We start from the raw sequence: 23,545 nt of genomic DNA, 5'->3' as shown, positions 1-23,545 counted from the left end.
TGTCATTCTCCCATCTCGTCCGGGGCCGTTCCGTCCGGGGCCGGCGCGGCGGCCTCCGGGGTCCGTCCGGCGGTGGCACGGTCCCGTCCCGTGAGGTCCTGGTGGCCCACGACGTCCACCAGGCCTGCCTCCCGGAAGGCGCGGGCGACGGGCTCCGCCTGGACCTCGGCGTGCTCCATGACGAAGAACCCGCCCGGGCGCAGCAGCCGCAGGGCCGAGGCCAGGGCGGCCCGCGGCAGCTCGAGGCCGTCCTCGCCGCCGCCGTACAGGGCGAGCTCCGGGTCGTGCTCGCGCGCCTCCGGCTCCCTCGGGAGCGCATCGGCCGGGATGTACGGGGGGTTGGAGACCACCACGTCGCAGCGGCCCTCGAGCTCGGGGAAGGCGGTGCGCAGGTCGCCACGGACGAGCTCGGTGCGGGTGCCGCGCAGGTTCCGCGCGGCCCAGGCGTGGGCGCTCTCGGACAGTTCCACGGCGTGCACCCGGGCCTGCGGCACCTCGTGGGCGACCGAGGCGGCGATCGCCCCGGAGCCCGTGCCCAGGTCGACCACCCGGGGACGGTGCACCCCCGCGGCCAGCTGCCTCCGCAGCTCGTCCACGACGGTCTGCACCACGGTCTCCGTCTCGGGCCGGGGCACGAACACACCGGGCCCGACGGACAGCGTCAGGTATCGGAAGTGCGCGACGCCGGTGAGGTGCTGCAGCGGGACCCGGCGCGCCCGTTCGGCGACCAGCTTCGCGTAGCCCTCCGGTTCGTCCCCGCCGATGATGGCGCGCGCCTCGACCTCCCCGCGGGACAGGCCCAGCAGGTGGCCCGCGAGCAGCAGCGCGTCCGTGCGGGCGGAGTCGATCCCCGCCTCGGCGAGGACCTGCTCCGCCCAGCGCACCGCCTGGCCCAGCGACCTGTGCATGCCCGCGCCCCCGCCCTCAGCCGTCCTGCCGGCCGATGGCCTCGAGCCGGGCCTGCTCGTCCATCTCGATCGCGGATCGCACCACCGGTTCGAGGTCCCCGGCCATCACGTGGTCGAGGTTGTAGGCCTTGTACCCGGTGCGGTGGTCGTTGATCCGGTTCTCCGGGAAGTTGTAGGTGCGGATCCGCTCGGAGCGGTCCATGGTGCGCACCTGGGAGCGGCGCTGCGCGGCGTTCTCCGCGTCGACCTGCTCCTGCTGGTGGGCCAGGATGCGGGCGCGCAGCACCCGCATCGCGGCCTCACGGTTCTGCAGCTGCGACTTCTCGTTCTGCATGGCCACCACGATGCCCGTGGGCAGGTGGGTGATGCGCACGGCGGAGTCGGTGGTGTTCACGGACTGCCCGCCGGGGCCCGAGGACCGGTAGACGTCGATCTTCAGGTCGTTCTGGCTGATCTCCACCTCCTCCGGCTCGTCGACCTCCGGGAAGACCAGCACCCCGGCCGCCGAGGTGTGGATCCGGCCCTGCGACTCGGTGACGGGCACCCGCTGGACGCGGTGCACCCCGCCCTCGTACTTCAGGCGGGCCCACACGCCCTCGGCGGGGTCCGTGGCGGTGGACTTGATGGCCACCTGGACGTCCTTGTACCCGCCGAGGTCGGACTCGTTGGTGGAGATGAACTCGGTCTTCCAGCCGCGGGCCTCCGCGTACTTGAGGTACATCCGCAGCAGGTCCCCGGCGAACAGCGCGGACTCGTCCCCGCCCTCCCCCGCCTTGACCTCCAGGATGACGTTGCGCCCGTCGTCCGGGTCGCGGGGCACGAGCAGCCGGCGCAGCCGCTCCCGCGCCGCGGTGAGCTGCTCCTCCAGCGCGGGGATCTCCTCGGCGAACTCCGGCTCCTCGTCGGCGAGCTCCCGTGCGGCTCCGAGGTCCTCCTCCAGACGCCGCACCCGCTGGTGGGTCTCGGCGATGCCGTTGAGCTCGGCGTAGCGGCGTCCCAGCTTCCGGGCCCTGCCCGGCTCGGCGTGCACCGCGGGGTCGGCGAGCTGGCGCTGCAGCTCGGCGTGCTCGTCGAGCAGGGACTGGATCGGGTCCGGCATGGGACGCTCCTTCTTCGGGCGGCGGGGACGACGGCGGCGGGGACGACGGCGCCGGGTCGCGGGCGCGGGGCCCGGACACGACGACGCCGCCGCGGCCCGGACCGGGTGTCCGGTGCGGGCCGCGGCGGCAGCGGGTGCGCTAGCGGTCGCTCTCGGAGCGGGCCGACAGCGTGGTCTTCTGCACCTGGAGCAGGAACTCGGTGTTGGACTGGGTGTCCCGCAGCTTGTTCGTGAGCAGCTCCAGCGCCTGCTGCTGGTCCAGGCCGGAGAGCACCCGGCGCAGCTTCCACATGATCTTGATCTCGTCGGGCGAGAGCAGGTTCTCCTCACGGCGGGTGCCCGAGGAGTTGACGTCCACGGCCGGGTAGATCCGCTTGTCCGCGAGCGAACGGGACAGGCGCAGCTCCATGTTGCCGGTGCCCTTGAACTCCTCGAAGATGACCTCGTCCATCTTGGACCCGGTCTCCACCAGGGCGGTCGCGAGGATGGTCAGCGAGCCGCCGTTCTCGATGTTGCGGGCCGCGCCGAAGAACTTCTTCGGCGGGTACAGCGCCGCGGAGTCCACGCCGCCGGACAGGATGCGGCCGGAGGCGGGGGCCGAGAGGTTGTACGCACGGCCCAGGCGGGTCATGGAGTCCAGCAGGACCACCACGTCCATGCCCATCTCCACCAGGCGCTTGGCCCGCTCGATCGCCAGCTCGGCGACCGTGGTGTGGTCGTCGGCCGGGCGGTCGAAGGTCGAGGCGATGACCTCGCCCTTCACGGTGCGCTGCATGTCCGTGACCTCCTCGGGGCGCTCGTCGACGAGCACCATCATGAGGTGGACCTCGGGGTTGTTCGTGGTGATCGCGTTGGCGATCGCCTGCAGCATCAGCGTCTTGCCGGCCTTGGGCGGGGAGACGATCAGGCCGCGCTGACCCTTGCCGATGGGCGCGACGAGGTCGACGACGCGGGGCCCGATCTTCTTGGGCTCCGTCTCCAGGCGCAGCCGCTCCTGCGGGTAGAGCGGGATCAGCTTGCCGAAGTCCACCCGGTCCCTGTTGTCCTCGGCCTTCTTGCCGTTGACCGTGGTCAGCTGGACGAGGGCGTTGAACTTCTGCCGCGTGTTGTTCTGCTGCTCGCCGTCGCGGGGGGCCCGGATCGCGCCCACCACCGCGTCACCCTTGCGCAGGTTGTGCTTCTTGACCTGGGCGAGGCTGACGTAGACGTCGTTCGGGCCCGGCAGGTAGCCGGACGTGCGCACGAACGCGTAGTTGTCCAGCACGTCCAGGATGCCCGCCACGGGCAGCAGCACGTCGTCCTCGGTGAACTCCGTGTCGTCCACCTCGGGGCCGGAGCTGCGCCCCCGCCGGTTGCGGCGCTCGTTGCGCTCGGCGCGGTCGTTGCGGTCCCGGTCCCGGTCGTTGCGGTTGCGGTTGCGGCGGCTGCGTCGGCTGCCGCCCTCCCCGTCCTGGCCGTTCTTGTCCTGGCCCCGGTTGTCCTGGCCGCGGTTGTCCTGACCGTTCTTGTCCTGGCCACGGTTGTCCTGGCGGTTGTCCTGGCCCTTCGACTCCTGGGACCTGCCGCCCTTGCCGCGGCCGTCGTTCTTGTCCTGGCCGCCCTTGTCCTGGCGGTTGTCCTGGCCGCCCTTGTCCTGGCCCCGGTTGTCCTGACCGCCCTTGTCCTGGCGGTTGTCCTGGCCCCGGTTGTCCTGGCCGCGGTTCTGGTTGCGGCTGCGGTCCTGCTTCTGGTCCTCGTCACGGCCCTCGGCCGCGGGACGGGACTCCTCGGCGCGCTGCGAGCTCTCCTGACCGTTGCCGCCGTTGTCCTCACGGCTGCGGTTGCGCCGGTTGCGGCTGCGGCCGCGGCCGCCCTCACCCTCCGAGCCGGAGGCGTCCTCGCCGGACTGCTCGGGGCCGGACTGCGCGGAGGTGGACTGCTCGGGGGCGGACTGGCCGTACGGCTCGCCGGCCTCGGCCGGACGCGTGGAGCCGTCCTGCTCCGCGGGGGCCACCACGCCGGTGCTGGTGGCCCGGCGGGAGCGGGTGCGCCGCTGCGGCGGGGCGTCCTGGCCGCCCTGCTCGCCGTCGGGCTGCCCCGCCGCGGCGGGCCGGCCGGAGTCCTCCGCGGGACGCTCGGCGGGAGCGGCGGGCTGCTGGTCGGCGGTCTTCTCCACCGTCTGGGCGATCTTCTGCTCGACCGCGCGGTCGCGGTCGGCCACGGCGCCGCCGCGCTGGTGGGCGGCGATCGCGTCGACCAGCAGGCTCTTGCGCATCCGGCGGGCGCCGGTGATGCCGAGCTGGGAGGCGAGCGCCTGGAGCTGGGCCAGCTTGAGCGCGGACAGGCCCGCGTTCCTGGTGTCGGTGGTGGTCTCTTCCGTACCCGTGGAAAGGTCGGTGGTCTCGGTCACGAAGTGTCCTTCTCCCTCGGTGGGGGGTCCGTGGATCTCAGAGTCCAGGACCGTGATGGGTTCCCGGCGGGCCGCGCACGCGGGCCGCCGGCGGCGGGGCGCACTTCAGGGCGCGGCAGCCTGGGCGAACATGGTGTCACCCGTCAGATCGTGGTGCGCCCCGGTCCGCAGAGAGCGGGCCGGTGCACCGTCGGCATCGTGGAAGCAGGTGCCGGCGGGGGATCACCGGGGGATCGGAGCGGTGGAGGCGAGAGATCGAGGGCATCCGCCCGGGGCGACGCCCCTCATGGTGCCCGCTGTCCTCACCGCGCCGGGCGCGGTCTCCTACCCCTGGATCTTCTGCGGGTGCTTCTCCAGCTTAGCACCCTGCCCGTCGACCCGCAGACGCAGGACACGCCAGGAGACTCCCGGGGCGTCGGCGCCGGCCCGGGTGAGCTCCGTCAGGGCGCTCTCGGTCGCCGCCGCCTGCGCCGGGCCCGCGGCCAGGACCAGGACCGTCGGGCCGGCGCCGGAGATCATGGCGGGCAGCCCCCGGTCCCGCAGGGCCGCCATGAGGCGGGCGCTCGGGGGCATCGCCGAGGCCCGGTACGGCTGGTGCAGCCGGTCCTCGGTGGCCGGCAGCAGCAGCTCGGGGCGGCGGGTCATGGCCTCGACGAGCAGGGCCGTTCGCCCGGCGTTGACCGAGGCGTCGTGGTGCGGGACGGTCGCGGGCACCAGGGACCGTGCGAGCCGGGTGGGGACCTCGTAGTCGGGGATCGCGACCACCGGCACCACGTCCTCGTGCACGGTCACGGGGGCGCTGCGGTAGCCGTCGGGCCCGCTCCAGGAGATGACGAGGCCGCCGTAGAGGGACGGGGCCACGTTGTCCGGGTGGCCCTCCATCGCGGCGGCGACCTGCAGCAGCCGGCGGTCGTCCAGGGCGCGCCCGGCGGGCAGCAGCGCGTTCGCCGCGAGCACGCCCGCCACCACGGCGGAGGCGCTCGAGCCCATGCCCCGTCCGTGCGGGATGCGGTTGGTCGCCTCGAGCCGCAGTCCGGGCAGGTCCTCGACGCCCGCGGCGCGGAAGGCGGCGCGCATGGCGCGCACCACCAGGTGCTCCGCGGTGCGGGGCACGGCCTGGGCGCCCTCGCCGTGCAGCTCGAACTCCAGTCCCGCCCCGGTCACCGTCACCGCGAGGTCGTCGTAGTGGCCGAGCGCCAGTCCCAGGCTGTCGTAGCCGGGGCCCACGTTGCCCGTGGACCCGGGCACGCTCAGCTCGACCCGCTGCCCGATCTCGAACATCCGCGCCTACTCCAGGCCCAGCGCCGCGGCCACGGCCACGACGTCGAACGGCACGCGCTTCGGCTCGACCAGCGAGGGGTCCTCCAGCTCGGCGGCCTTCACCGCCCACTGCGGGTCCTTCAGCCCGTGGCCGGTCACGGTGATCACGATCGTGGCACCGGTGGGCGCCTCGCCGGCGGCGTGCTTCTGGAGCAGCCCGGCCACGCCCGCGGCGGAGCCGGGCTCCACGAACACGCCCTCCTGCGCGGAGAGCCAGCGGTGGGCGGCGAGGATCTCGTCGTCGGAGACGGAGCCGATGAGCCCGCCGGACTCGTCCCGGGCGGCGATCGCGGTGTCCCAGGACGCCGGGTTGCCGATCCGGATGGCGGTGGCGATGGTCTCGGGCTCGGTGACCGGGTGGCCGAGCACCAGCGGGGCGGCGCCCTCGGCCTGGAAGCCCCACAGCACGGGCAGCTTCGTCGACGCGGCCGGCAGCTGCCCGGCGGTCGCGGAGTCGTAGGGCCGGGCGTACTCCTGGTAGCCCTTCCAGTACGCGGTGATGTTGCCCGCGTTGCCCACCGGCAGCAGGTGGTAGTCCGGGGCGTCGCCGAGGGTGTCGACCACCTCGAACGCGCCGGTCTTCTGCCCCTCGATCCGGTGGGGGTTCACGGAGTTCACCAGGAACACGGGGTATGACTCGGAGAGCTTGCGCGCGACCTCCAGGCAGTTGTCGAAGTTGCCGTCCACCTGGAGGATGTCCGCCCCGTGCGCCACCGCCTGGGAGAGCTTGCCCATGGCGATCCGTCCCTCGGGCACGAGCACCGCGCAGGTGAGACCGGCCTGCTTCGCGTAGGCCGCGGCGGACGCCGAGGTGTTGCCGGTCGAGGCGCACACGACGGCCTCGGCGCCCTCCTCTTTGGCCTTGGTGATCGCCATGGTCATGCCCCGGTCCTTGAACGAACCGGTCGGGTTCATCCCCTCGAACTTCAGCCAGACCGTGTTGCCGGTGAGCTCCGACAGGGCGCGGGCGCGGATGAGCGGCGTGCCGCCCTCCCCCATGGTGATGACCTCGGTGGAGTCGGTGACCGGCAGCCGGTCCCGGTACTCGTTGATGACGCCCTGCCAGACGTGTGCCATGTGCTGGATCTCTTCCTGTGGACTGCGGAGGGTGCGGTGGGGTGCTGGTGCCCCGGGAGGGCGGCGCCGTGCGGGAGGGCGCCGCCGGGGAGTCAGTCGGCGTGCTCCACGCGGATCACGCCGGTGACGTCCTCGACGAAGGGCAGTTCGCGCAGGGACTCCACGGTGGCCACGAGGTCCTTGTTCGAGCCCCGGTGGGTCACCAGGCGGATCTCGGAGCGCTGCGTGGACCCGTGCGGGTCGTCCTTCTGCTGCATCGTGTGGATGGACACGCCGTGGTCGGCGAAGACCTGGGCGATCCGGGCCAGGACGCCGAGCCGGTCCTGCACGGTGAGGGTGATGGAGAAGCTGGTGCGCACGTCGTCCATGGGCACCGCGGGCAGCTGTGCGTGCGGCTCCGCGCCCTGGGCGGGGGCTCCCAGCACCAGGCGGCGGGCCGCCGAGACGAAGTCCCCCAGCACGGCGGAGGCGGTGGGGGCGCCGCCGGCGCCGGCGCCGTAGAACATCAGGGACCCGGCGTTCGCGGCCTCGACGAACACGGCGTTGTAGGCCCCGTGCACGCCGGCCAGGGGGTGCTCGCGCGGGATCATGGTGGGGGTGACCCGCAGGTTCACGCCGCCCGCGCAGCGCTCGCAGACGGCGAGGAGCTTGATGACGTAGCCGGCCTCCGCGGCCGCGGCGACGTCCTCGGCGGTGACGCCGGTGATGCCGCGGCAGTAGACGTCGTCGATGGTGTAGGTGGAGTGGAAGGCCAGGGACGCCAGGATCGCGGCCTTGGCCGCGGCGTCGTGGCCCTCGACGTCGGCGGTCGGGTCCGCCTCGGCGTAGCCCAGCCGTTGGGCCTCCGCGAGCGCGTCGTCGAACTGCGCGCCCGTGGTGTCCATCTGGTCGAGGATGTAGTTGGTGGTGCCGTTCATGATGCCCAGCACGCGGTCCACCCGGTCCCCCGCCAGGGAGTCGGCCATGGGCCGCACGATCGGGATCGCCCCGGCCACGGCGGCCTCGTAGGAGAGCGGCACCCCGGCGTCGTCGGCCGCGTCCTGCAGCTGGCGGCCGTGCCGGGCGATGAGCGCCTTGTTGCCCGAGATCACGGGCTTTCCCGCGTGCAGGGCGCGCAGGATGCGGCTGCGGGCGGGCTCGATGCCGCCGGTGAGCTCGATGACCACGTCCGCGGCGTCGATGAGGGCCTCGGCGTCGGTGGTGAACAGCTCCTCGGGCAGCTCCACCGTGCGCCGCGCGGCGAGGTCCCGCACGGCGATGCCGGCCAGCTCGAGGGGGGCGCCCACGCGGGCGGCCATCTCGGTGCCGTGGTCGAGCAGGATGCGGGCCACCTCGGCGCCGACGTTTCCTGCCCCGAGCAGGGCGACCTTCACGGTCGTGGTCGGGCGGGGGGTCGCGGGGGTCGAGTCGCTCAATCAGGCTCCCAGGTCGCGGGCGAACAGGTCATCTTCGGTCTCGCCCCGCACGATGAGCCGGGCCTCGGGCCCGTCCGCGGCGGTGCGCACGGCGACGACCGGCGGGCGGGCGATCCAGTTGTAGTTGCTGGCCAGGGCCCAGCAGTAGGCCCCCGTGGCCGGCACGGCCAGGACGTCGCCGGGGGCGAGGTCCTCGGGCAGGTAGACGTCGCGGACCACGACGTCCCCGGACTCGCAGTGCTTGCCGACCACCCGGGAGAGCACGGGGGCGCCCTCGGCACGGCGGTTGGCGAGCACGGCGGTGTAGTCCGCGCCGTAGAGCACGGGACGGGCGTTGTCGCTCATTCCGCCGTCCACCGACACGTAGCGCCGCCGGGCGCCGTCCTCGACGGTCACGGTCTTCAGCGTGCCCACGGTGTAGAGGGTGCACGCGGCGGGCCCGGAGATCGCCCGGCCGGGCTCGATGGACAGGTGCGGGACCGCCATGTGCAGGGACCGGGCCGTGGCGGCCACCTGGTCCGCCAGGGACTCGGCGATCTCGCGTGCCGGGCGCGGGGTGTCCGCCTCGGTGTAGGCGATGCCGTAGCCGCCGCCGAGGTCGAGCTCCGGCAGGGTCAGTCCGAAGCGCTCGTCGGCCAGTGCCATGAAGGTCAGCACCCGCTCCGCGGCCTTGCCGAAGCCGTCGGCGTCGAAGATCTGGGAGCCGATGTGGCAGTGCAGGCCGCGCAGGTCGAGGTCGGGGTCCACCACGCAGGCGGCGACGGCCTGCATCGCGGGGCTGTCCCCGCCGCCCTCGGGCGCGGCCAGGGACAGGCCGAACTTCTGGTCCTCGTGGGCGGTGGCGATGAACTCGTGCGTGGAGGCGTGCACCCCCGGGGTCACCCGGATCATCACCGGCGCCACGACGCCCAGGGTGCGCGCCAGGCGCGCGACGAGCTCGATCTCGGCGAGGGAGTCCACCACGATCCGCCCGAGCCCGTTGTCGAGGGCACGGGTGATCTCGGCGGCCGACTTGTTGTTGCCGTGCAGCGCGATCCGGGCCGGCTCCATGCCGCCGCGCAGGGCCACGGCCAGCTCCCCGCCCGAGGAGGTGTCGACGTTGAGCCCCTCCTCGCGGATCCAGCGCACCACCTCGGTGGTCAGGAAGGATTTCCCGGCGTAGTAGACGGAGACCTCCGCCCCGATCCGCGCGAACGCCTCGGTGAAGGCCGTGCGGAACTCCCGGGCGCGCGCCCGGAAGGTGTCCTCGGAATAGACGTAGGAGGGGGTGCCGTAGCGCTCGGCGAGCTCCGTGGCGGGGATCCCGGCCACGGTCAGCGCTCCCTCGGCGTCGCGCCGGAACGCCTCGGGCCAGATGGCCGGGTCGAGCGCGTCGAGGTCCTCGGGCACGCTGAGCCACGGCGGGGCCAGGGGCGAGCCCCCGGGGCGGGTGGTGGGGTGGGCGGTCATGCGATCACATCCTCTCGGGGGCCGACACGCCGAGCAGGCCCAGGCCGTTGGCCAGGACCTGGCGCGCGGCGTCGTTGAGCCACAGCCGGGTGCGGTGCAGGTCGGTGACGCCGTCGTCGCCCTGCGGGGCCACGCGGCAGACGTCGTACCAGCGGTGGTAGGTCCCGGCGAGGACCTCCAGGTGGCGGGCCACCCGGTGCGGCTCCCGGAACTCGGCGGCCTGCGCGAGCACCGAGGGGTACTGGCCCAGGGCGGCGAGCAGCTCGCCCTCCGTCGGGTGGTCGAGCAGGGCGGCGTCGAACACGGCCTCGCCGTCCGCCCCGGTGCGGGACACCCCGGCGGCCTCGGCGTTGCGGCCCACGGCGCAGGTGCGGGCGTGGGCGTACTGGACGTAGAAGACCGGGTTCTCGTTGGAGCGGCGGGTCAGCAGGTCCAGGTCGACGTCGATGTTGGAGTCCACGGAGAACCGGGTCAGCGAGTAGCGGGCGGCGTCCACGCCGACGGCCTCGACGAGGTCCTCCATGGTCACCACCGTGCCGGCCCGCTTGGACATCCGCACCGGCACGCCGTCCTTGACCAGGTTGACCATCTGGCCGATCAGCACCTCCACCCGCTCCGGGGCGTCGCCCAGGGCGGCCGCGGCGGCCTTGAGCCGGGCCACGTAGCCGTGGTGGTCGGCGCCGAGCATGTAGATGCACAGGTCCGCGCCGCGGTCCCGCTTGTTCTTGAAGTAGGCGATGTCCCCGGCGATGTAGGCGGCCTGGCCGTCGGACTTGACGACCACCCGGTCCTTGTCGTCGCCGTAGGCGCTGGAGCGCAGCCACCACGCCCCGTCCGCGAAGTAGAGGGCGCCGGAGGACTTGAGCTGCTCCAGCAGACCCTCCACCGCGCCGTTGCTGAACAGCGACTGCTCGTGGAAGTACACGTCGAAGTCCACGCCGAACTCGTGCAGCGAGGACTTGATCTCCGCGAACATCAGCTCCACCCCGGCGGCCCGGAAGCCCTCCTGGGGGTCCCCGGAGTCGAGCACGCCGGGGTTCTCGGCCACGATCCGCTCGGCGATCTCGGTGATGTACTCCCCGCCGTAGCCGTCCTCCGGGGCGGGCAGGCCCTGGGCGCGGGCCAGCAGGGAGCGGGCGAAGCGGTCGATCTGCGCGCCGGCGTCGTTGAAGTAGTACTCCCGCACCACCTCCGCACCCTGCGCCTCGAGCACCCGCGCGAGGGAGTCTCCGACGGCGGCCCAGCGCGTGCCGCCCAGGTGCACCGGGCCGGTGGGGTTCGCCGAGACGAACTCGAGGTTGATGGACGTCCCCGCCAGCGAGTCCGCCCGGCCGAAGGCCTCCCCCTGCTCCACCACGGTGCGGGCGATCCCGGCGGCGGCGGCGGCGTCGAGGGTGATGTTGAGGAATCCCGGGCCGGCCACGTCCACGGCGGCCACGCCCGGGGTGCCCTGCAGCCGGTCCTGCACGACGGCGGCGACGTCGCGGGGGGCCCTGCCCACCTTCTTGGCCAGCTGCATGGCGACGTTCGTCGCCCAGTCCCCGTGCTCCCGGTTCTTCGGTCGCTCGATGCGCACCTCCGGCAGCGCGGCGCCGTCGGCGAGGGCGAGATCGCCCTGGGCCACGGCGTCCTGCAGGCATGCGGATACAGCGAGAGAAAGTTGTTCTGGAGTCACCGGACCAGTGTAACCGGGCGCCCCACAGGCCCCGTGCCGGACGGGGAACGACAGCCGCGCAAAACCTGCTAGTATCGTCGAGGTTCATCGCTGAGGCGGTGAAAGGCCCGCGTAGCTCAGGGGATAGAGCGTCTGCCTCCGGAGCAGAAGGCCGTAGGTTCGAATCCTACCGCGGGCACCCCGTACGACACAGGGCCCCGGACCGAACGGTCCGGGGCCCTGTGTCGTCCCGCCTGTCGACCTCGCTGTCGCCCCTCTCTGTCGCCCCTCCGGCGTGCCCGCGCCCCGGCCGCACGCCCCCGCCCGGCGGGGCGCATAGAGTGCCCCCCATGACTCAACAGCACACTGTCGGTTCCGCCCTGAAGCGGGACATCACGGGACCGCTCCTGTTCCTGTTCATCCTCGGCGACGTCCTCGGCGCCGGCGTCTACGCCCTGGTGGGCACCATCGCGGGCCGGGTCGGGGGCGTGACCTGGGCGCCCATGCTGCTGGCCCTGGTGCTGGCGCTGCTGACCGCGGCCTCCTACGCCGAACTGGTCACCAAGTACCCGAGGGCGGGGGGCGCGGCGGTGTTCGCCGAGCGGGCCTTCGGCGTGCCCCTCGTCTCCTACCTCGTCGGGTTCTGCATGCTCGCGGCCGGCGTGGTCAGCGCGGCCGCCCTGGCCCTGGCCTTCAGCGGCGACTACCTCTCGGTCTTCCTCGACGTCCCGCCGACGGCCGGCGCCGCGGTCTTCCTGGTCCTGGTGGCCCTGCTCAACGCGCGCGGCATCAAGGAGTCCCTGCGGGCCAACGTCGTCATGACCGCGGTGGAGCTGACCGGCCTGCTGATCGTCGTCGTCGCCGCGGCCCTCCTGCTCGGCCGGGGCGAGGGCGACCCCGGTCGGGCGCTGAGCTTCGGGGAGGGCGTGGACCCGCTGCCTGCGGTCCTCGGCGGGGCGCTGCTGGCCTACTACTCCTTCGTGGGCTTCGAGACCTCCGCCAACGTCGCGGAGGAGCTCCGGGAGCCCTCGCGCACCTACCCTCGGGCGCTGTTCGGCGCGCTGGCGGCGGCCGGGGTGATGTACGTGCTGGTGGGCACGGCGGCGTCCGTCGTGCTGCCGGCGGAGCGGCTCGCGGCCTCGAGCGCCCCGCTGCTCGACGTCGTCGCCGCCTCCGGCATCGCCGTCCCGGGCTGGCTGTTCAGCCTCATCGCGCTCGTCGCGGTGGCCAACGGTGCCCTGCTGACCATGATCATGGCCAGCCGGCTGGCCTACGGCATGGGGGTGCAGGGGCTGCTCCCCGGGGCCTTCCGGCGGGTCCTGCCGCGGCGCGGCACCCCCTGGGCGGCGATCGCCGCGACCACGGCCGTGGCCGTCGTGCTCACCACCACCGGCGGGGTCGTGGTCCTGGCCGAGACCCTGGTGCTGCTGCTGCTGTTCGTCTTCCTCAGCTCCAACATCGCCGTGCTCGTGCTGCGGCGGGAGCCGGTGTCGCACGAGCACTTCCGCGCCTGGACGCCGCTGCCCGTGCTGGCCGTGCTGTCCTGCCTCGTCCTGCTGTCCCAGCAGAGCGCCGAGGTGTGGTGGCGCGGCGGGATCCTGATCGGGGCCGGGGCCCTGCTCTACGCCGTCGCCCGGCTGACCGGCCGGCGCCCCGGGGCCCCGGGCCGCGAGGACGCCACCGCGGACGGGGTCTCCCCGGCGGCCGCGGAGGACGCCTCCGGCCGGACGGGCCTGGGCGGCTGACCCACGGGGTCAGGACCGGTCGTCCCGCGGCCCGTCCTCGGGATCGAGGCGCCGCGGCCGGCGGCGGAGCTCGTCGGGGTCGTACGGGCGCACGGGCGCGTCGCCGAACTGCTCGTCGAGCAGCAGGTCCTCCGGGTGGGGGCCCTCCCCCACCGACCGCCGCCAGTTGAAGCCGAGGATCGCGAGGGCCCCGCCGCCGAGCAGGGTCGCAGCTCCCACCACGGTGACCACCACCCCGCGCGTGGTCAGCCCGGCCTCCTGCCCGGCCGAGACGCGGGCCAGGTCGTGGAGCGCCTCGGGCACCGTGAACGTGGAGGCGAACAGCGCCACCACCCCCACGGCCAGCATCCACCCCCCGGTGCGTCGGCGGCGGGCGCGCTGCTGCTCGGTGGACTCGGGCACGGTCGGGGCCTCCTGGGCTGGTGGGGTCGCGCGGGGAACGGCGACGGGGCGGGCCGTGTCCGGCCCGCCCCGTCCGCCCCGTCGGTGCCGGTCACGGACGTGCGGTCAGTGGCCGTCCTCGGTCTTGACGCTCTCGAACAGCGTAGCGTCGTCGAAGGCGCCCTGCTCCGCCCCCGGCTGGAGCCGGCGGAACTGCTCCAGCAGGCCCGGCACGGTCATGGTCTGCTTCTGGGCGGCGTCGAGCTCGAAGAGCACCCGCCCCTCGTGCATCATGATCAGCCGGTTGCCCAGGCGCAGCGCCTGCTCCATGTTGTGCGTGACCATCACCGTGGTCAGGCGCTGCTCGGCCACGATGTCCGCCGTGAGCCGGGACACGAGGTCCGCCCGCTGCGGGTCGAGGGCCGCGGTGTGCTCGTCGAGGAGCAGGATGCGCGGCTCGGAGAACGTGGCCATGAGCAGGGAGAGGGCCTGGCGCTGACCGCCCGAGAGCAGGCCGACCTTCGCGCCCAGCCGGTTCTCCAGCCCGAGCTCGAGGCTGGCGAGCTTGTCCCGGAACAGCTGCCGGCGCGCGCCGGTGAGTCCCGGGACGAGTCCGCGCTGCCTTCCCCGCTGGAGGGCGATGGCCATGTTCTGCTCCACCGTCATCGTCGGCGAGGAGCCCTTCATGGGGTCCTGGAAGACCCGGGAGAGGTACCGGGCCCGCTTGTGCTCGGGCAGCCGGGTGACGTCGGTGTCGTCCACGCGCACGGTGCCGGTGTCCGGGATGAGGGTGCCGGAGATCGCGTTGAGGATCGTGGACTTCCCGGCGCCGTTGGAGCCGATCACGGTGAGGAAGTCGCCCTCCTGCAGGGTCAGCGAGACGCCGGCGAGGGCGCGGCGCTCGTTGACGGTCCCGGCGAAGAACGTCTTGTGGACGTTGTCGATGGTGAGCACGGCTCAGGCACCTGCCTTCGTGGTCGCGGGCGTGTCGGTCAGGTCGTCGACGAGCTGCGCCGCCTGGCTCGCCAGGTGCCGCTCCCGGCGGCGCCGGAAGAACTGCATCTGCGGGACCACCAGGGCGAGCACCACCAGGACCGCGGAGATCAGCTTCATGTCGGACGGGTTGAGCCCGGCCTGCAGCGCGACGGTGATCACCAGGCGGTAGACGATCGAGCCGAGGACCACCGCGAGGGTGGCGACGACCACGGTGCGCGAGCCGAACAGGCCCTGGCCCAGGATCACGGAGGCGAGCCCGACGACGATCAGGCCGATGCCCATGCCGATGTCGGCGAAGCCCTGGTACTGGGCCACGAGGGACCCGGCCAGGCCCACCAGCCCGTTGGACAGGCACAGGCCCAGCATCTTCTGGTGGTCCGTGTTCACCCCGAAGGAGCGGATCATCTCCGGGTTGTCGCCGGTGGCCTGCATGGCCAGGCCGGCGTCGGTGTAGAGGAACCAGTCGAGCAGCACCTTCACCACGGCCACGCCCAGCAGGAACAGGGCGATGCCGATCCACGTGCCCTGCACGCCCAGCTCGGCGAGGGGGGTGAAGATCGTGTCCTCGCGCAGCAGGGACAGGTTGGCCCGCCCGTCCATCACGCGCAGGTTGATGGAGTACAGGGCGGTCATGGTGAGGATGCCCGCGAGCAGCCCGTTGATGTGGGCCTTGGTGTGGAGCAGGCCCGTGATCAGCCCGGCGAGCGCGCCGGTCACGAAGCCGGCGGCGGTGGCCAGCCAGGGGCTGCCGCCGCCGAGGATGATCATCGCCGTGGTGGCGGCGCCCGTGGTGAAGGACTGGTCGACCGTCAGGTCGGGGAAGTCGAGCACCCGGAACGTGAGGTAGACGCCCAGCGCCATGACCGCGTAGAGCAGTCCGAGTTCGATACCGGCTATCACTTCTGGTGGATCCGTTCTGATTGGTGGGACACGGGGCGCCGCCGCCGATCGGGCGGGGGCGCCCCGGCTGTGGTGGGGTGGGCCCGGGCCGGCCGGCGCCCGGGGTCACCGGGCGCCGGGGACACGGTGCGGGCCCGTCCGGGCCTACTCGATGACCTGCGCGGCGGAGTCCTGCAGCTCCTGCGGGACCTCCACGCCCATCCGCTCGGCGGCCTGCATGTTGATGACCAGTTCGGTCTCCTCCTGGGACTCCACGGGCATGGTGGCCGGGTCGGCACCCTCGGCGAGGATCCGCACGGCCATCTCGCCGGTCTGGCGCCCGAGCTGCTCGTAGTCGATGCCCTTGGTGATGAGGGCGCCGCGCTCCACGGAGTCGCCCTCGCCCGCGATCAGCGGGATCTGCTTGGCCTCGGCAGCGGAGATGACCGCCTCCAGGCCGGAGACCACCTTGTTGTCGGTGGGCACGTAGATCGCGTCCGTGTCGAAGGACTCGGCGGCCTGGGCGACCTCGGAGGTGTTGGTCACGGCCTTCTCGACGACCTCCAGGCCCTCCTCGGCGGCGGCCTCCTTGGCCATCTCCACCTGGACCTGCGAGTTGGTCTCGCCCGAGCTGTAGATGATGCCCACGGACTTCGCGTCCGGGTCGAGCTGCTTGATCAGCGCGATCTGCTCGGCCACGGGGTTCATGTCCGTGGTGCCTGTGACGTTGCCCCCGGGGTTCTCCAGGGACTCCACGAGCCCCGCCTCGACCGGGTCGGTCACGGCGGTGAAGAGCACGGGCCGGTCGGTGACGGCCTGGGCCACGCCCTGGGCCGAGGGGGTCGCGATGGCCAGGACGAGGTCGGCGTCGGAGCCGGCGAGGTTCGAGGCGATGCTGGTGGAGGTGCCTTGGTCCCCCGAGGCGTTCTGGAGGTCGAGGGTGAGGTTCTCGCCCTCCGTGTAGCCGCCCTCCTCCAGCGCGGCGACGAAGCCCTCGCGGGCGGCGTCGAGGGAGGGGTGCTCCACGAACTGGCTGATCCCGACGGTGGCCTCCTCGACAGCCGCGCCCGACTCCCCGGAGCCGGCGGCGCCCGAGATGTCGGAGCCGCCGCAGGCCGTGAGGAGGAGGGCGGAGGAGGCGAGGGCCGCCGTCAACGGGAACAGTCGCTGCATGGTGTGTCCTTTCTGGAACGGGTGATGTCAGGGATATTACCTGCCGTTCGGTCGAGAAATGAGAGGCAGCTCACAAATGATGACAGAACGGCTCCGCCGGCGGACCGCCGGGCCCGGATCGTCCACCGCGCCCGGGCCCGGATCGGGGCCCGTCACCGGTAGGATCGGGGGGTCATGCCAGCATCGCTCAGCCGCCCCCGCACCGTCGTCTACCCCGAGGACCTCCCGGTCTCCGCGCGCCGGGAGGACATCAAGCGCGCGATCTCCGAGCACCAGGTCGTCGTGATCGCCGGTGAGACCGGCTCCGGCAAGACCACGCAGATCCCGAAGATGTGCCTCGAGCTCGGCCTGGGCGAGCAGGGGCTGATCGGGCACACCCAGCCGCGGCGGATCGCCGCGCGCTCGGTGGCGGAGCGGATCGCCTCGGAGCTGGGCGAGAAGATCGGCGGGACCGTCGGCTACCAGGTGCGCTTCACCTCCGAGGTGGGCGCGGACTCCCGGATCAAGCTGATGACCGACGGCATCCTGCTCGCCGAGATCCAGCACGACCGGCTGCTGCGCCGGTACTCGACGATCATCATCGACGAGGCGCACGAGCGCTCGCTGAACATCGACTTCCTGCTGGGCTACCTGCGGCGGATCCTGCCCCGGCGCCCCGACCTCAAGGTCATCATCACCTCGGCCACGATCGACCCGGACCGCTTCGCCCGGCACTTCGCCCCGGAGCCCACCGGCGCGGCCGGACCGGACGCCGCCGGGGAGCCCGAGCCGGCGCCGGTCATCGAGGTGTCCGGGCGCACCTACCCCGTGGAGATCCGCTGGCGCCCGCTCTCCGAGCCCCGGTCCGGGGACGGCGGGCCGGACGCCGAGGACGCCGGCGACGGTCTCGAGGACGAGGACCGCGACCCGATCGACGCGGTGTGCGACGCGGTCGAGGAGCTCTCGCACGAGCCGCCCGGGGACATCCTGATCTTCTTCGCCGGCGAGCGCGAGATCCGCGACGCCCAGGAGGCGCTGCAGGCCGCGCTCAAACGGATCCGGGGGATGGCCGACGCCGAAATCCTCCCCCTGTTCGGCCGGCTGTCCATGGCCGAGCAGCACCGGGTGTTCGCCCCGTCCGGCCGGCGGCGGATCGTGCTGGCCACCAACGTGGCCGAGACGTCCCTGACCGTCCCGGGCATCAAGTACGTCATCGACCCCGGCACCGCCCGCATCTCCCGGTACTCGGCACGCACCAAGGTGCAGCGGCTGCCGATCGAGCGCATCTCCCAGGCCTCCGCGAACCAGCGGGCGGGCCGCTGCGGGCGCGTCTCGGACGGCATCTGCATCCGGCTCTACGCGGAGGAGGACTACCTCTCCCGCCCGGAGTTCACCGACCCCGAGATCCTGCGCACCAGCCTCGCGTCCGTGATCCTGCAGATGACCTCCGTGGGGGTCGTCAAGGAGCCCGGGGACATCGAGCGCTTCCCGTTCGTGGAGCCGCCGGAGTCGCGGGCCGTCAAGGACGGCGTGGCGCTGCTGCGGGAGCTCGGCGCCCTGAAGGAGGCCCGGGGCACCGGCCCGCGGGAGCGCCGGGACGACGACGCGGGCGGGCCGCTGACCCCGGTCGGACGCCAGCTGGCGCAGCTGCCGGTGGACCCCCGGCTGGGCCGGATGATCGTGGAGGCGGACCGGCGGGGCTGCGCCCGGGAGGTCATGGTGCTCGCGGCGGCGCTGACCGTCCAGGACCCCCGGGAGCGTCCCCTGGAGAAGCGGCAGCAGGCCGACGAGCTGCACAAGCGCTTCTTCGACGAGAACTCCGACTTCACCAGCTGGCTGCTGCTGTGGCGCTACGTCCAGGAGCAGCAGGAGGAGCTCTCGTCGACCCGGTTCCGGAAGCTGTGCCAGCGGGAGTTCCTGAACTTCCTGCGGATCCGCGAGTGGCAGGACCTCTACGCCCAGCTGCGCCAGATGGGTCAGCAGGTCGGCATCCGGGTCGGCAAGGGCCGGGAGGTGGACCCGTCCGGGAAGGAGCGGGAGATCCACGTCTCGCTGCTGGCCGGCCTGCTCAGCCACATCGGGCTCAAGGACGAGCGCAAGCGCGAGTACCAGGGCGCCCGCGGCTCCCGGTTCGCCGTCTTCCCCGGCTCCAACCTGTTCAAGAAGTCCCCGGACTGGATCATGTCCGCGGAACTGGTGGAGACCTCCCGGCTGTGGGCCCGCGTCAACGCGGCGATCGACCCCCTGTGGGCCGAGGAGCTGGCCCCCCACCTGGTCAAGCGCAGCGTCTCGGAGCCCCACTGGTCCCGCGCCCAGGGCTCCGTGATGGCCTACGAGAAGGTCACCCTCTACGGCGTCCCCGTGGTGGCCCAGCGCCGGATCAACTTCTGGCGGGTGGACCCTGACCTGGCGCGGGAGCTGTTCATCCGCCACGCACTCGTCGAGGGCGACTGGCAGACGCGGCACCGGTTCTGGGCGCGCAACCGCAAGCGCCTGGCGGAGGTCGAGGAGCTCGAGAACCGGCTGCGCCGCAAGGACCTGCGCGTCGAGGACGAGGCCCTGTTCGCGTTCTACGACGCCCGGATCCCGGCGTCGGTGGTCTCGGCCCGGCACTTCGACGCCTGGTGGAAGAAGGCCCGGCACCAGGACGAGCACCTGCTCGACCTCGACCCCGAGGACCTGATCGCCGAGGACGCCCGCGACTACGACGAGTCCCTGTACCCGCGGCAGTGGGTGCGCCGGACCGCCGACGGGGAGCTCGTGCTGGACCTCGTCTACGAGTTCGCCCCGGGCGCGGACCAGGCCGACGGGGTGACCGTGCGGGTGCCCGTGCTGTTCCTCAACCAGCTCGACCCCGCGCAGTTCGAGTGGCAGATCCCCGGCCTCCGCACGGAGCTGGTGACCGCGCTCATCAAGTCGCTGCCCAAGGCCGTGCGGCGCAACTTCGTGCCCGCCCCGGACGTCGCCCGCCAGGCCGTACGGATGCTCCAGGAGGACTTCGACCCCGCCGTCGACGCCCTGGAGCCGTCCCTGGAGCTGGTGCTGCGCCGGCTCAGGGGCCACGTGGTGCCCCCCGGGTCCTGGAACCGGGACGCGGTCCCGGCGCACCTGCGGATGCGCTTCGAGGTGCGGGACCGCCGCAACCGGGTGCTCGGCGAGGGCCAGGACCTTGAGCAGCTCAAGGCCGAGCTGCACGACGAGATCCGGGCGGCCCTGGCCGAGTCCCTCGGCGCGGTCCCCTCGGCCGACGGGGCCGGTGCCGCGCCGTCCGGGGCCTCCGGGCGCACGGACCGGCCCTCCCCCGCCCCGCGGCCTGCGGCCGGCCCGGCGGCGCCGTCGCTGGAGCGCACGGGCCTGACCGCGTGGCCGGAGCCCGACCTGCCGCGCAGCGTGGAGACGACCGTGGCGGGCCAGCGGATCACCGGCTGGCCGGCCCTCGTCCCCGAGCGGCCGCGGGAGACCGCGGACCGGCAGCCGGGCCGGCGGACCCCGGGCCGGGACGCCACCGTGGCGGTGCGCATCCTGTCCTCGGCCGCGGAGCAGCGGGCCGCCCAGCGGCGCGGGGTGATCACCCTGCTGCTGCTGCGCGTCCCCTCCCCCGAGCGGTACGTGCTCGAGCACCTCAACAACAGGGAGAAGCTCGTCTTCACGCAGAACCCGCACGGGTCCGTGACCGAGCTCATCGCCGACTGCACGGTCGCGGCGATCGACAAGCTCACCCCGTCCGAGCCGCCGTTCACGCGCGCGGCGTACGACACCCTGCACGAGCACGTGCGGGCCGAGCTCATCGACACGGTCTTCCAGGTCACCGCGCTGGTGGAGCAGGTGCTCTCCGGTGCCGCGCGGATCCGCAAGCAGCTGAAGCGGGCGCCCTCCCTCGCCGCGGTGAACTCGCTCAACGACGTCAAGGCCCAGCTCGAGCACCTGGTGCACCCCGGGTTCGTGGCCGCCACCGGCTACGACCAGCTCCAGCACCTGCCCCGCTACGTGCGGGCCATGGAGGTGCGGCTGGAGAAGCTCGCGGGGCACCTGCAGCGGGACACGGTGAACATGCTCGCGGTGCAGAAGCTCGAGGACGACTACGACGCCGCGCTGGACACCCTGCCGCCCTCGGCGCCGGTGCCCGACGAGCTGCGCCGGGTGGCCTGGATGATCGAGGAGCTGCGGGTCTCCCTGTTCGCCCAGGAGCTGGGCACCGCCCACACGGTGTCGGAGAAGCGGATCCGCAAGGCGCTCAAGGACGCGCTGGAGGCCGCCCGGGCCTGACCCGCACGGGCCCGCGCGCCGGGGTCCGCCCCGGCGCGCCGGGTCAGGGCTGCGGGACCGAGCTGCCGTGCCCGGCGTCGGCCAGGGCCGCCCGGATCCGCCTGGCGGCCTCGTCCATCGCGGCCGCGTCCGGGTGCCGGTCCGCGTTGGCGAACTGGAACTGCTCGACGGAGTTCGCGGGCCACACGTGCACGTGGGTGTGCGGGACCTCGAAGCCCTGGATCATCTGGCCGACGCGCGCGGGCCGCCACACGGCGTCGAGGGCCCGGCCGATCCTCCAGGAGACCACCATCAGGTGGGCGGCCAGGTCCTCGGGCAGGTCGATCCAGTGGTCGTACTCCTCGCGCGGGACCACCAGCGTGTGCCCCGGCCCGAGCGGTTCGATGGACAGGAACGCCACGCAGCGCTCGTCCTGCCACACGAAGCGGCCGGGGATCTCCCCCTCGATGATCTTGGTGAACACGGTGCTCACAGGTGCTCCTTCGCTCCTCGTGCGGACGGGGTGTCCGCGGTCAGGTCCGTGGGGTGGCGGCCGCGGCGCCGCCGTCCGCGCGTTCGGCGCGCCGGCCCGGCACGGGGCGGGGCGGCTGCAGCCGCACGCGCTCCCCGGTGTCCAGGTGGCGGTACTCGGCCCCGTACTTGGCGGCGAACGCCGTCAGCTGGCCCTCGATGATGCCGAAGCCGTTGGCCGAGAGCAGTCCGTCGTGGATCTGGAAGACCTGGCGCGGGCGCACGGCCACGATGAAGTCGACGACCTCCGAGAGCTTGTTCCACGGCGCGTGGATCGGGGCGAGCAGCACCGGGACCTCCCGCCCGTGCGGCACCACTAAGGAGTCGCCGGGGTGGTAGACGGTGTCGTTGACCAGGTACCCCACGTTGTCGACGGTGTGGATCAGCGGATGGATCAGGGCGTGCTGACCGCCGAAGGTCCGGACCGTGAAGCCGTCCAGCTCCAGCACCGTCTCCGGCGCCGCGTCGTGCACGGAGGCCCCCTCCCCGAGCGCCTCCCGCAGCCCGGCGGCCACGGGCGCCGGGGCGTGCACCTGGATCTCCGGGTGCGCCCGCAGGTGCTCCTGCACGGGCTCGGCGTCCAGGTGGTCCGGGTGCACGTGGGTCACGAGCAGCACGTCCGCCCCGTCGAGGGCCCGCGCCAGCTCCTCCGGCCCGGAGAAGTTGCCCGGGTCGATGACCAGGACCCGGCCCTCGTTCTCGAGCCGGACGCACGAGTGGGTGTACTTGATCAGCTCCATGGGCCCAGCCTAGCCCGGCCCCGGGAGCGGGCCGGCACCGGCCTTGTTAAGCTGGTGGCTCGCCCGGACGCGTCCGGGCGCCGGCGCCCGGGCCGGGCCGCCCGGCGGAGCAGACCGACGAGAGGACGAGGCGTGAGCGTGCGAACCAGCGGGGGCGGTGAGGTCCGCAACACCCGGCAGCGCCGTGCCGTCAGCCAGGCCCTGGCCTCCCTCGAGGACTTCATCTCCACCCAGGACCTGCACGCCCTGCTGCGCGAGCGCGGTGAGTCCGTCTCCCTGGCCACGACCTACCGGATCCTGCAGTCGATGTCCGAGCTCGGGGAGCTGGACGTCCTGCGCGGCGGCGACGGCGAGGCGATCTACCGCCGCTGCGCGGCGGAGCACCACCACCACCACCTGGTCTGCCGCCGCTGCGGCGCCGCCGTGGAGCTGGAAGCTCCCACGGTCGAGGAGTGGGCCGGGCGCACCGCCGCCGCCCACGGCTTCACCGAGGTGGACCACACCGTCGAGATCACCGGCCTGTGCGCCGCCTGCAGCGCGCGGCGCGCCGATGGCTGAGCCCGCGCTCCCCCGCGGCACCTTCGTCCTCGCCGTCAACCCCCGCGCCGGCCGCGGCCGTGCCCTCGCGGAGGCGCACCTGGCCGCGGACCTGCTGCGCACCGGCGGAGACGACGCCGTGGTGCTCTCGGCGGGGGACCTCGGCACCCTGATGACGCTGGTCCGCGACCGGCTCCGCGCCGCCGCCCTCTCCACCCGCGCCCTGGTGGTCGTGGGCGGGGACGGGATGGTGCAGGCCGGCCTGGAGGTGCTCGTGGAGCTCGCCGAGCAGGGCATCGAGATCCCGTTGGGCATGGTGCCCTGCGGTACCGGCAACGACCTGGCCCGGCACTTCGCCGTTCCCCTGCGGGACCCGGTGGGCGCGGCCGGACGGATCCTGCGCCGGCTCGACGACCCGGTCCCGCGCCGGCTCGACGTCGGCCGCGTCCGCTTCCCGGACGGGAGCACCCGCTGCTTCGGGACCGCCCTGTGCGCCGGCTTCGACGCCGTGGTCAACGAGCGCGCCAACCGCTGGCCGCGCCTGACCGGGCCCGGCAGGTACCTGCTGGCCGTCCTCGTGGAGATCGTGCGGCTGCGCACCATCGCCTACCGGCTGGAGGTCGAGGACGCCGCGGGACGGTGCCGCACGGAGGACCGGACGGGGGTCCTCCTGAACGTGGCCAACACCTCCTCGATCGGCGGCGGGCTGCCCGTCGTGCCCGGCGCCCGGGAGGACGACGGGCTGCTGGAGCTGTTCACCGTGGCGCCCCTGGGCCGGGCGAGGTTCCTGGTCCTGTTCCCGCGGCTGTTCTCGGGCCGCCACGTCGCCCTGCCCAGCGTGCGCATCGAGCGGGTGCGCTCGGTGCGCGTGACGGCGCCGGGCGTCACCGCCTACGCCGACGGGGAGCGCCTCGGCCCGCTGCCCGTGCGGGTGGACGTGCTCCCCGCGGCGGTGCGGATCCTGGCCTGAGCCCTCCGGCGCGCCGCGGCCCAGCCCGGCGGTGCAGCCCGGCAGGGCAGCACCGCGG

General features: G+C 73.3%; 18 protein-coding genes and 1 tRNA gene. 5 read left to right on the top strand and 14 right to left on the bottom strand.

Annotation, left to right across the window (positions count from 1 at the left end; all coding sequences use genetic code 11):
- Nucleotides 1–2: 2 nt before the first annotated feature.
- The 8 genes from prmC to argS form a co-directional block, all read right to left on the bottom strand.
- The gene (prmC, locus tag PU704_RS02960; RefSeq protein WP_277550068.1) at nucleotides 3–908 is read right to left on the bottom strand and encodes a peptide chain release factor N(5)-glutamine methyltransferase; all 906 of its coding nucleotides are present in this window, start codon (nucleotides 906–908) and stop codon (nucleotides 3–5) included.
- Between the two features lie 16 nt (nucleotides 909–924).
- Nucleotides 925–2,007 carry a peptide chain release factor 1 gene (gene prfA, locus PU704_RS02955; protein WP_047802512.1) on the bottom strand — a complete coding sequence of 361 codons (1,083 nt, stop codon included), beginning with the start codon at nucleotides 2,005–2,007 and terminating at the stop codon, nucleotides 925–927.
- Between the two features lie 139 nt (nucleotides 2,008–2,146).
- The gene (rho, locus tag PU704_RS02950) at nucleotides 2,147–4,396 is read right to left on the bottom strand and encodes a transcription termination factor Rho (protein ID WP_277550067.1); all 2,250 of its coding nucleotides are present in this window, start codon (nucleotides 4,394–4,396) and stop codon (nucleotides 2,147–2,149) included.
- 324 nt (nucleotides 4,397–4,720) lie between these two features.
- On the bottom strand, nucleotides 4,721–5,677 hold the full coding sequence (thrB, locus tag PU704_RS02945; RefSeq protein WP_277550066.1) for a homoserine kinase: 957 nt from the start codon (nucleotides 5,675–5,677) through the stop codon (nucleotides 4,721–4,723).
- 6 nt (nucleotides 5,678–5,683) lie between these two features.
- A complete protein-coding gene (gene thrC / locus PU704_RS02940; RefSeq protein WP_277550065.1) occupies nucleotides 5,684–6,793 on the bottom strand; it encodes a threonine synthase in 1,110 nt (369 codons plus the stop codon).
- A 92-nt stretch (nucleotides 6,794–6,885) separates the two neighbouring features.
- The gene (locus PU704_RS02935) at nucleotides 6,886–8,208 is read right to left on the bottom strand and encodes a homoserine dehydrogenase (protein ID WP_075871296.1); all 1,323 of its coding nucleotides are present in this window, start codon (nucleotides 8,206–8,208) and stop codon (nucleotides 6,886–6,888) included.
- The gene (gene lysA / locus PU704_RS02930) at nucleotides 8,209–9,657 is read right to left on the bottom strand and encodes a diaminopimelate decarboxylase (RefSeq protein ID WP_277550064.1); all 1,449 of its coding nucleotides are present in this window, start codon (nucleotides 9,655–9,657) and stop codon (nucleotides 8,209–8,211) included.
- Nucleotides 9,658–9,661: 4 nt separating this feature from the next.
- A complete protein-coding gene (gene argS, locus PU704_RS02925) occupies nucleotides 9,662–11,332 on the bottom strand; it encodes an arginine--tRNA ligase (protein ID WP_277550063.1) in 1,671 nt (556 codons plus the stop codon).
- 105 nt (nucleotides 11,333–11,437) lie between these two features.
- Here argS and PU704_RS02920 point away from each other — a divergent pair.
- Nucleotides 11,438–11,510: transfer RNA gene (locus PU704_RS02920), tRNA-Arg, on the top strand.
- A gap of 151 nt (nucleotides 11,511–11,661) precedes the next feature.
- Nucleotides 11,662–13,056: an APC family permease gene (locus PU704_RS02915; protein WP_277550062.1), complete on the top strand. Its 1,395-nt coding sequence runs from the start codon at nucleotides 11,662–11,664 to the stop codon at nucleotides 13,054–13,056.
- Nucleotides 13,057–13,065: 9 nt separating this feature from the next.
- Here the strand turns inward: PU704_RS02915 and PU704_RS02910 are convergent, their stop codons facing one another.
- The 4 genes from PU704_RS02910 to PU704_RS02895 all read right to left on the bottom strand — a co-directional run bounded on the left by PU704_RS02910 (nucleotide 13,066) and on the right by PU704_RS02895 (nucleotide 16,485).
- A complete protein-coding gene (locus PU704_RS02910; RefSeq protein ID WP_053004779.1) occupies nucleotides 13,066–13,458 on the bottom strand; it encodes a hypothetical protein in 393 nt (130 codons plus the stop codon).
- A gap of 105 nt (nucleotides 13,459–13,563) precedes the next feature.
- Nucleotides 13,564–14,391 carry an ABC transporter ATP-binding protein gene (locus PU704_RS02905; protein WP_277550061.1) on the bottom strand — a complete coding sequence of 276 codons (828 nt, stop codon included), beginning with the start codon at nucleotides 14,389–14,391 and terminating at the stop codon, nucleotides 13,564–13,566.
- 3 nt (nucleotides 14,392–14,394) lie between these two features.
- A complete protein-coding gene (locus PU704_RS02900; RefSeq protein ID WP_047802503.1) occupies nucleotides 14,395–15,333 on the bottom strand; it encodes an ABC transporter permease in 939 nt (312 codons plus the stop codon).
- A 144-nt stretch (nucleotides 15,334–15,477) separates the two neighbouring features.
- Complete coding sequence (locus tag PU704_RS02895) at nucleotides 15,478–16,485, bottom strand: ABC transporter substrate-binding protein (RefSeq protein ID WP_277550060.1); 1,008 nt, start codon at nucleotides 16,483–16,485, stop codon at nucleotides 15,478–15,480.
- A 174-nt stretch (nucleotides 16,486–16,659) separates the two neighbouring features.
- Between PU704_RS02895 and hrpA the strand changes: the two genes are divergently transcribed.
- Nucleotides 16,660–20,730: an ATP-dependent RNA helicase HrpA gene (gene hrpA, locus PU704_RS02890; RefSeq protein WP_277550059.1), complete on the top strand. Its 4,071-nt coding sequence runs from the start codon at nucleotides 16,660–16,662 to the stop codon at nucleotides 20,728–20,730.
- A 43-nt stretch (nucleotides 20,731–20,773) separates the two neighbouring features.
- Here the strand turns inward: hrpA and PU704_RS02885 are convergent, their stop codons facing one another.
- Together PU704_RS02885 and PU704_RS02880 are read right to left on the bottom strand one after the other, a co-directional pair.
- Entirely contained in the window at nucleotides 20,774–21,202 is a 429-nt protein-coding gene (locus PU704_RS02885; protein WP_047802500.1) for an HIT family protein, read from the bottom strand.
- A 40-nt stretch (nucleotides 21,203–21,242) separates the two neighbouring features.
- Nucleotides 21,243–21,980, bottom strand: coding sequence for an MBL fold metallo-hydrolase (locus tag PU704_RS02880; protein ID WP_277550058.1), 738 nt, complete (start codon nucleotides 21,978–21,980; stop codon nucleotides 21,243–21,245).
- 132 nt (nucleotides 21,981–22,112) lie between these two features.
- Between PU704_RS02880 and PU704_RS02875 the strand changes: the two genes are divergently transcribed.
- Both PU704_RS02875 and PU704_RS02870 read left to right on the top strand, forming a co-directional pair.
- Nucleotides 22,113–22,538 (top strand): Fur family transcriptional regulator, encoded by a 426-nt coding sequence (locus PU704_RS02875; RefSeq protein ID WP_075871292.1) that lies wholly within the window; start codon nucleotides 22,113–22,115, stop codon nucleotides 22,536–22,538.
- Nucleotides 22,531–23,487, top strand: a complete 957-nt coding sequence (locus tag PU704_RS02870) for a diacylglycerol kinase family protein (RefSeq protein WP_277550056.1) — start codon at nucleotides 22,531–22,533, stop codon at nucleotides 23,485–23,487. Before PU704_RS02875 ends, PU704_RS02870 begins: the two co-directional genes overlap by 8 nt.
- Nucleotides 23,488–23,545: the final 58 nt, after the last annotated feature.

This window comes from Kocuria oceani (assembly GCF_029524215.1).
Taxonomy (GTDB): Bacteria; Actinomycetota; Actinomycetes; order Actinomycetales; family Micrococcaceae; genus Kocuria; species Kocuria oceani.
The sequence above is the reverse complement of the archived record's forward strand: the minus strand, read 5'-3'. Positions and strand labels throughout refer to the sequence as shown.

Excerpts from the sequence above, each read along its gene's own strand:
- PU704_RS02895 (WP_277550060.1), bottom strand. The coding sequence starts at position 16,485 with ATGCAGCGACTGTTCCCGTTGACGGCGGCCCTCGCCTCCTCCGCCCTC.
- thrB (WP_277550066.1), bottom strand. The coding sequence starts at position 5,677 with ATGTTCGAGATCGGGCAGCGGGTCGAGCTGAGCGTGCCCGGGTCCACG.
- PU704_RS02870 (WP_277550056.1), top strand. The coding sequence starts at position 22,531 with ATGGCTGAGCCCGCGCTCCCCCGCGGCACCTTCGTCCTCGCCGTCAAC.
- thrC (WP_277550065.1), bottom strand. The coding sequence starts at position 6,793 with ATGGCACACGTCTGGCAGGGCGTCATCAACGAGTACCGGGACCGGCTG.
- hrpA (WP_277550059.1), top strand. The coding sequence starts at position 16,660 with ATGCCAGCATCGCTCAGCCGCCCCCGCACCGTCGTCTACCCCGAGGAC.
- PU704_RS02915 (WP_277550062.1), top strand. The coding sequence starts at position 11,662 with ATGACTCAACAGCACACTGTCGGTTCCGCCCTGAAGCGGGACATCACG.
- prfA (WP_047802512.1), bottom strand. The coding sequence starts at position 2,007 with ATGCCGGACCCGATCCAGTCCCTGCTCGACGAGCACGCCGAGCTGCAG.
- prmC (WP_277550068.1), bottom strand. The coding sequence starts at position 908 with ATGCACAGGTCGCTGGGCCAGGCGGTGCGCTGGGCGGAGCAGGTCCTC.
- lysA (WP_277550064.1), bottom strand. The coding sequence starts at position 9,657 with ATGACCGCCCACCCCACCACCCGCCCCGGGGGCTCGCCCCTGGCCCCG.
- PU704_RS02880 (WP_277550058.1), bottom strand. The coding sequence starts at position 21,980 with ATGGAGCTGATCAAGTACACCCACTCGTGCGTCCGGCTCGAGAACGAG.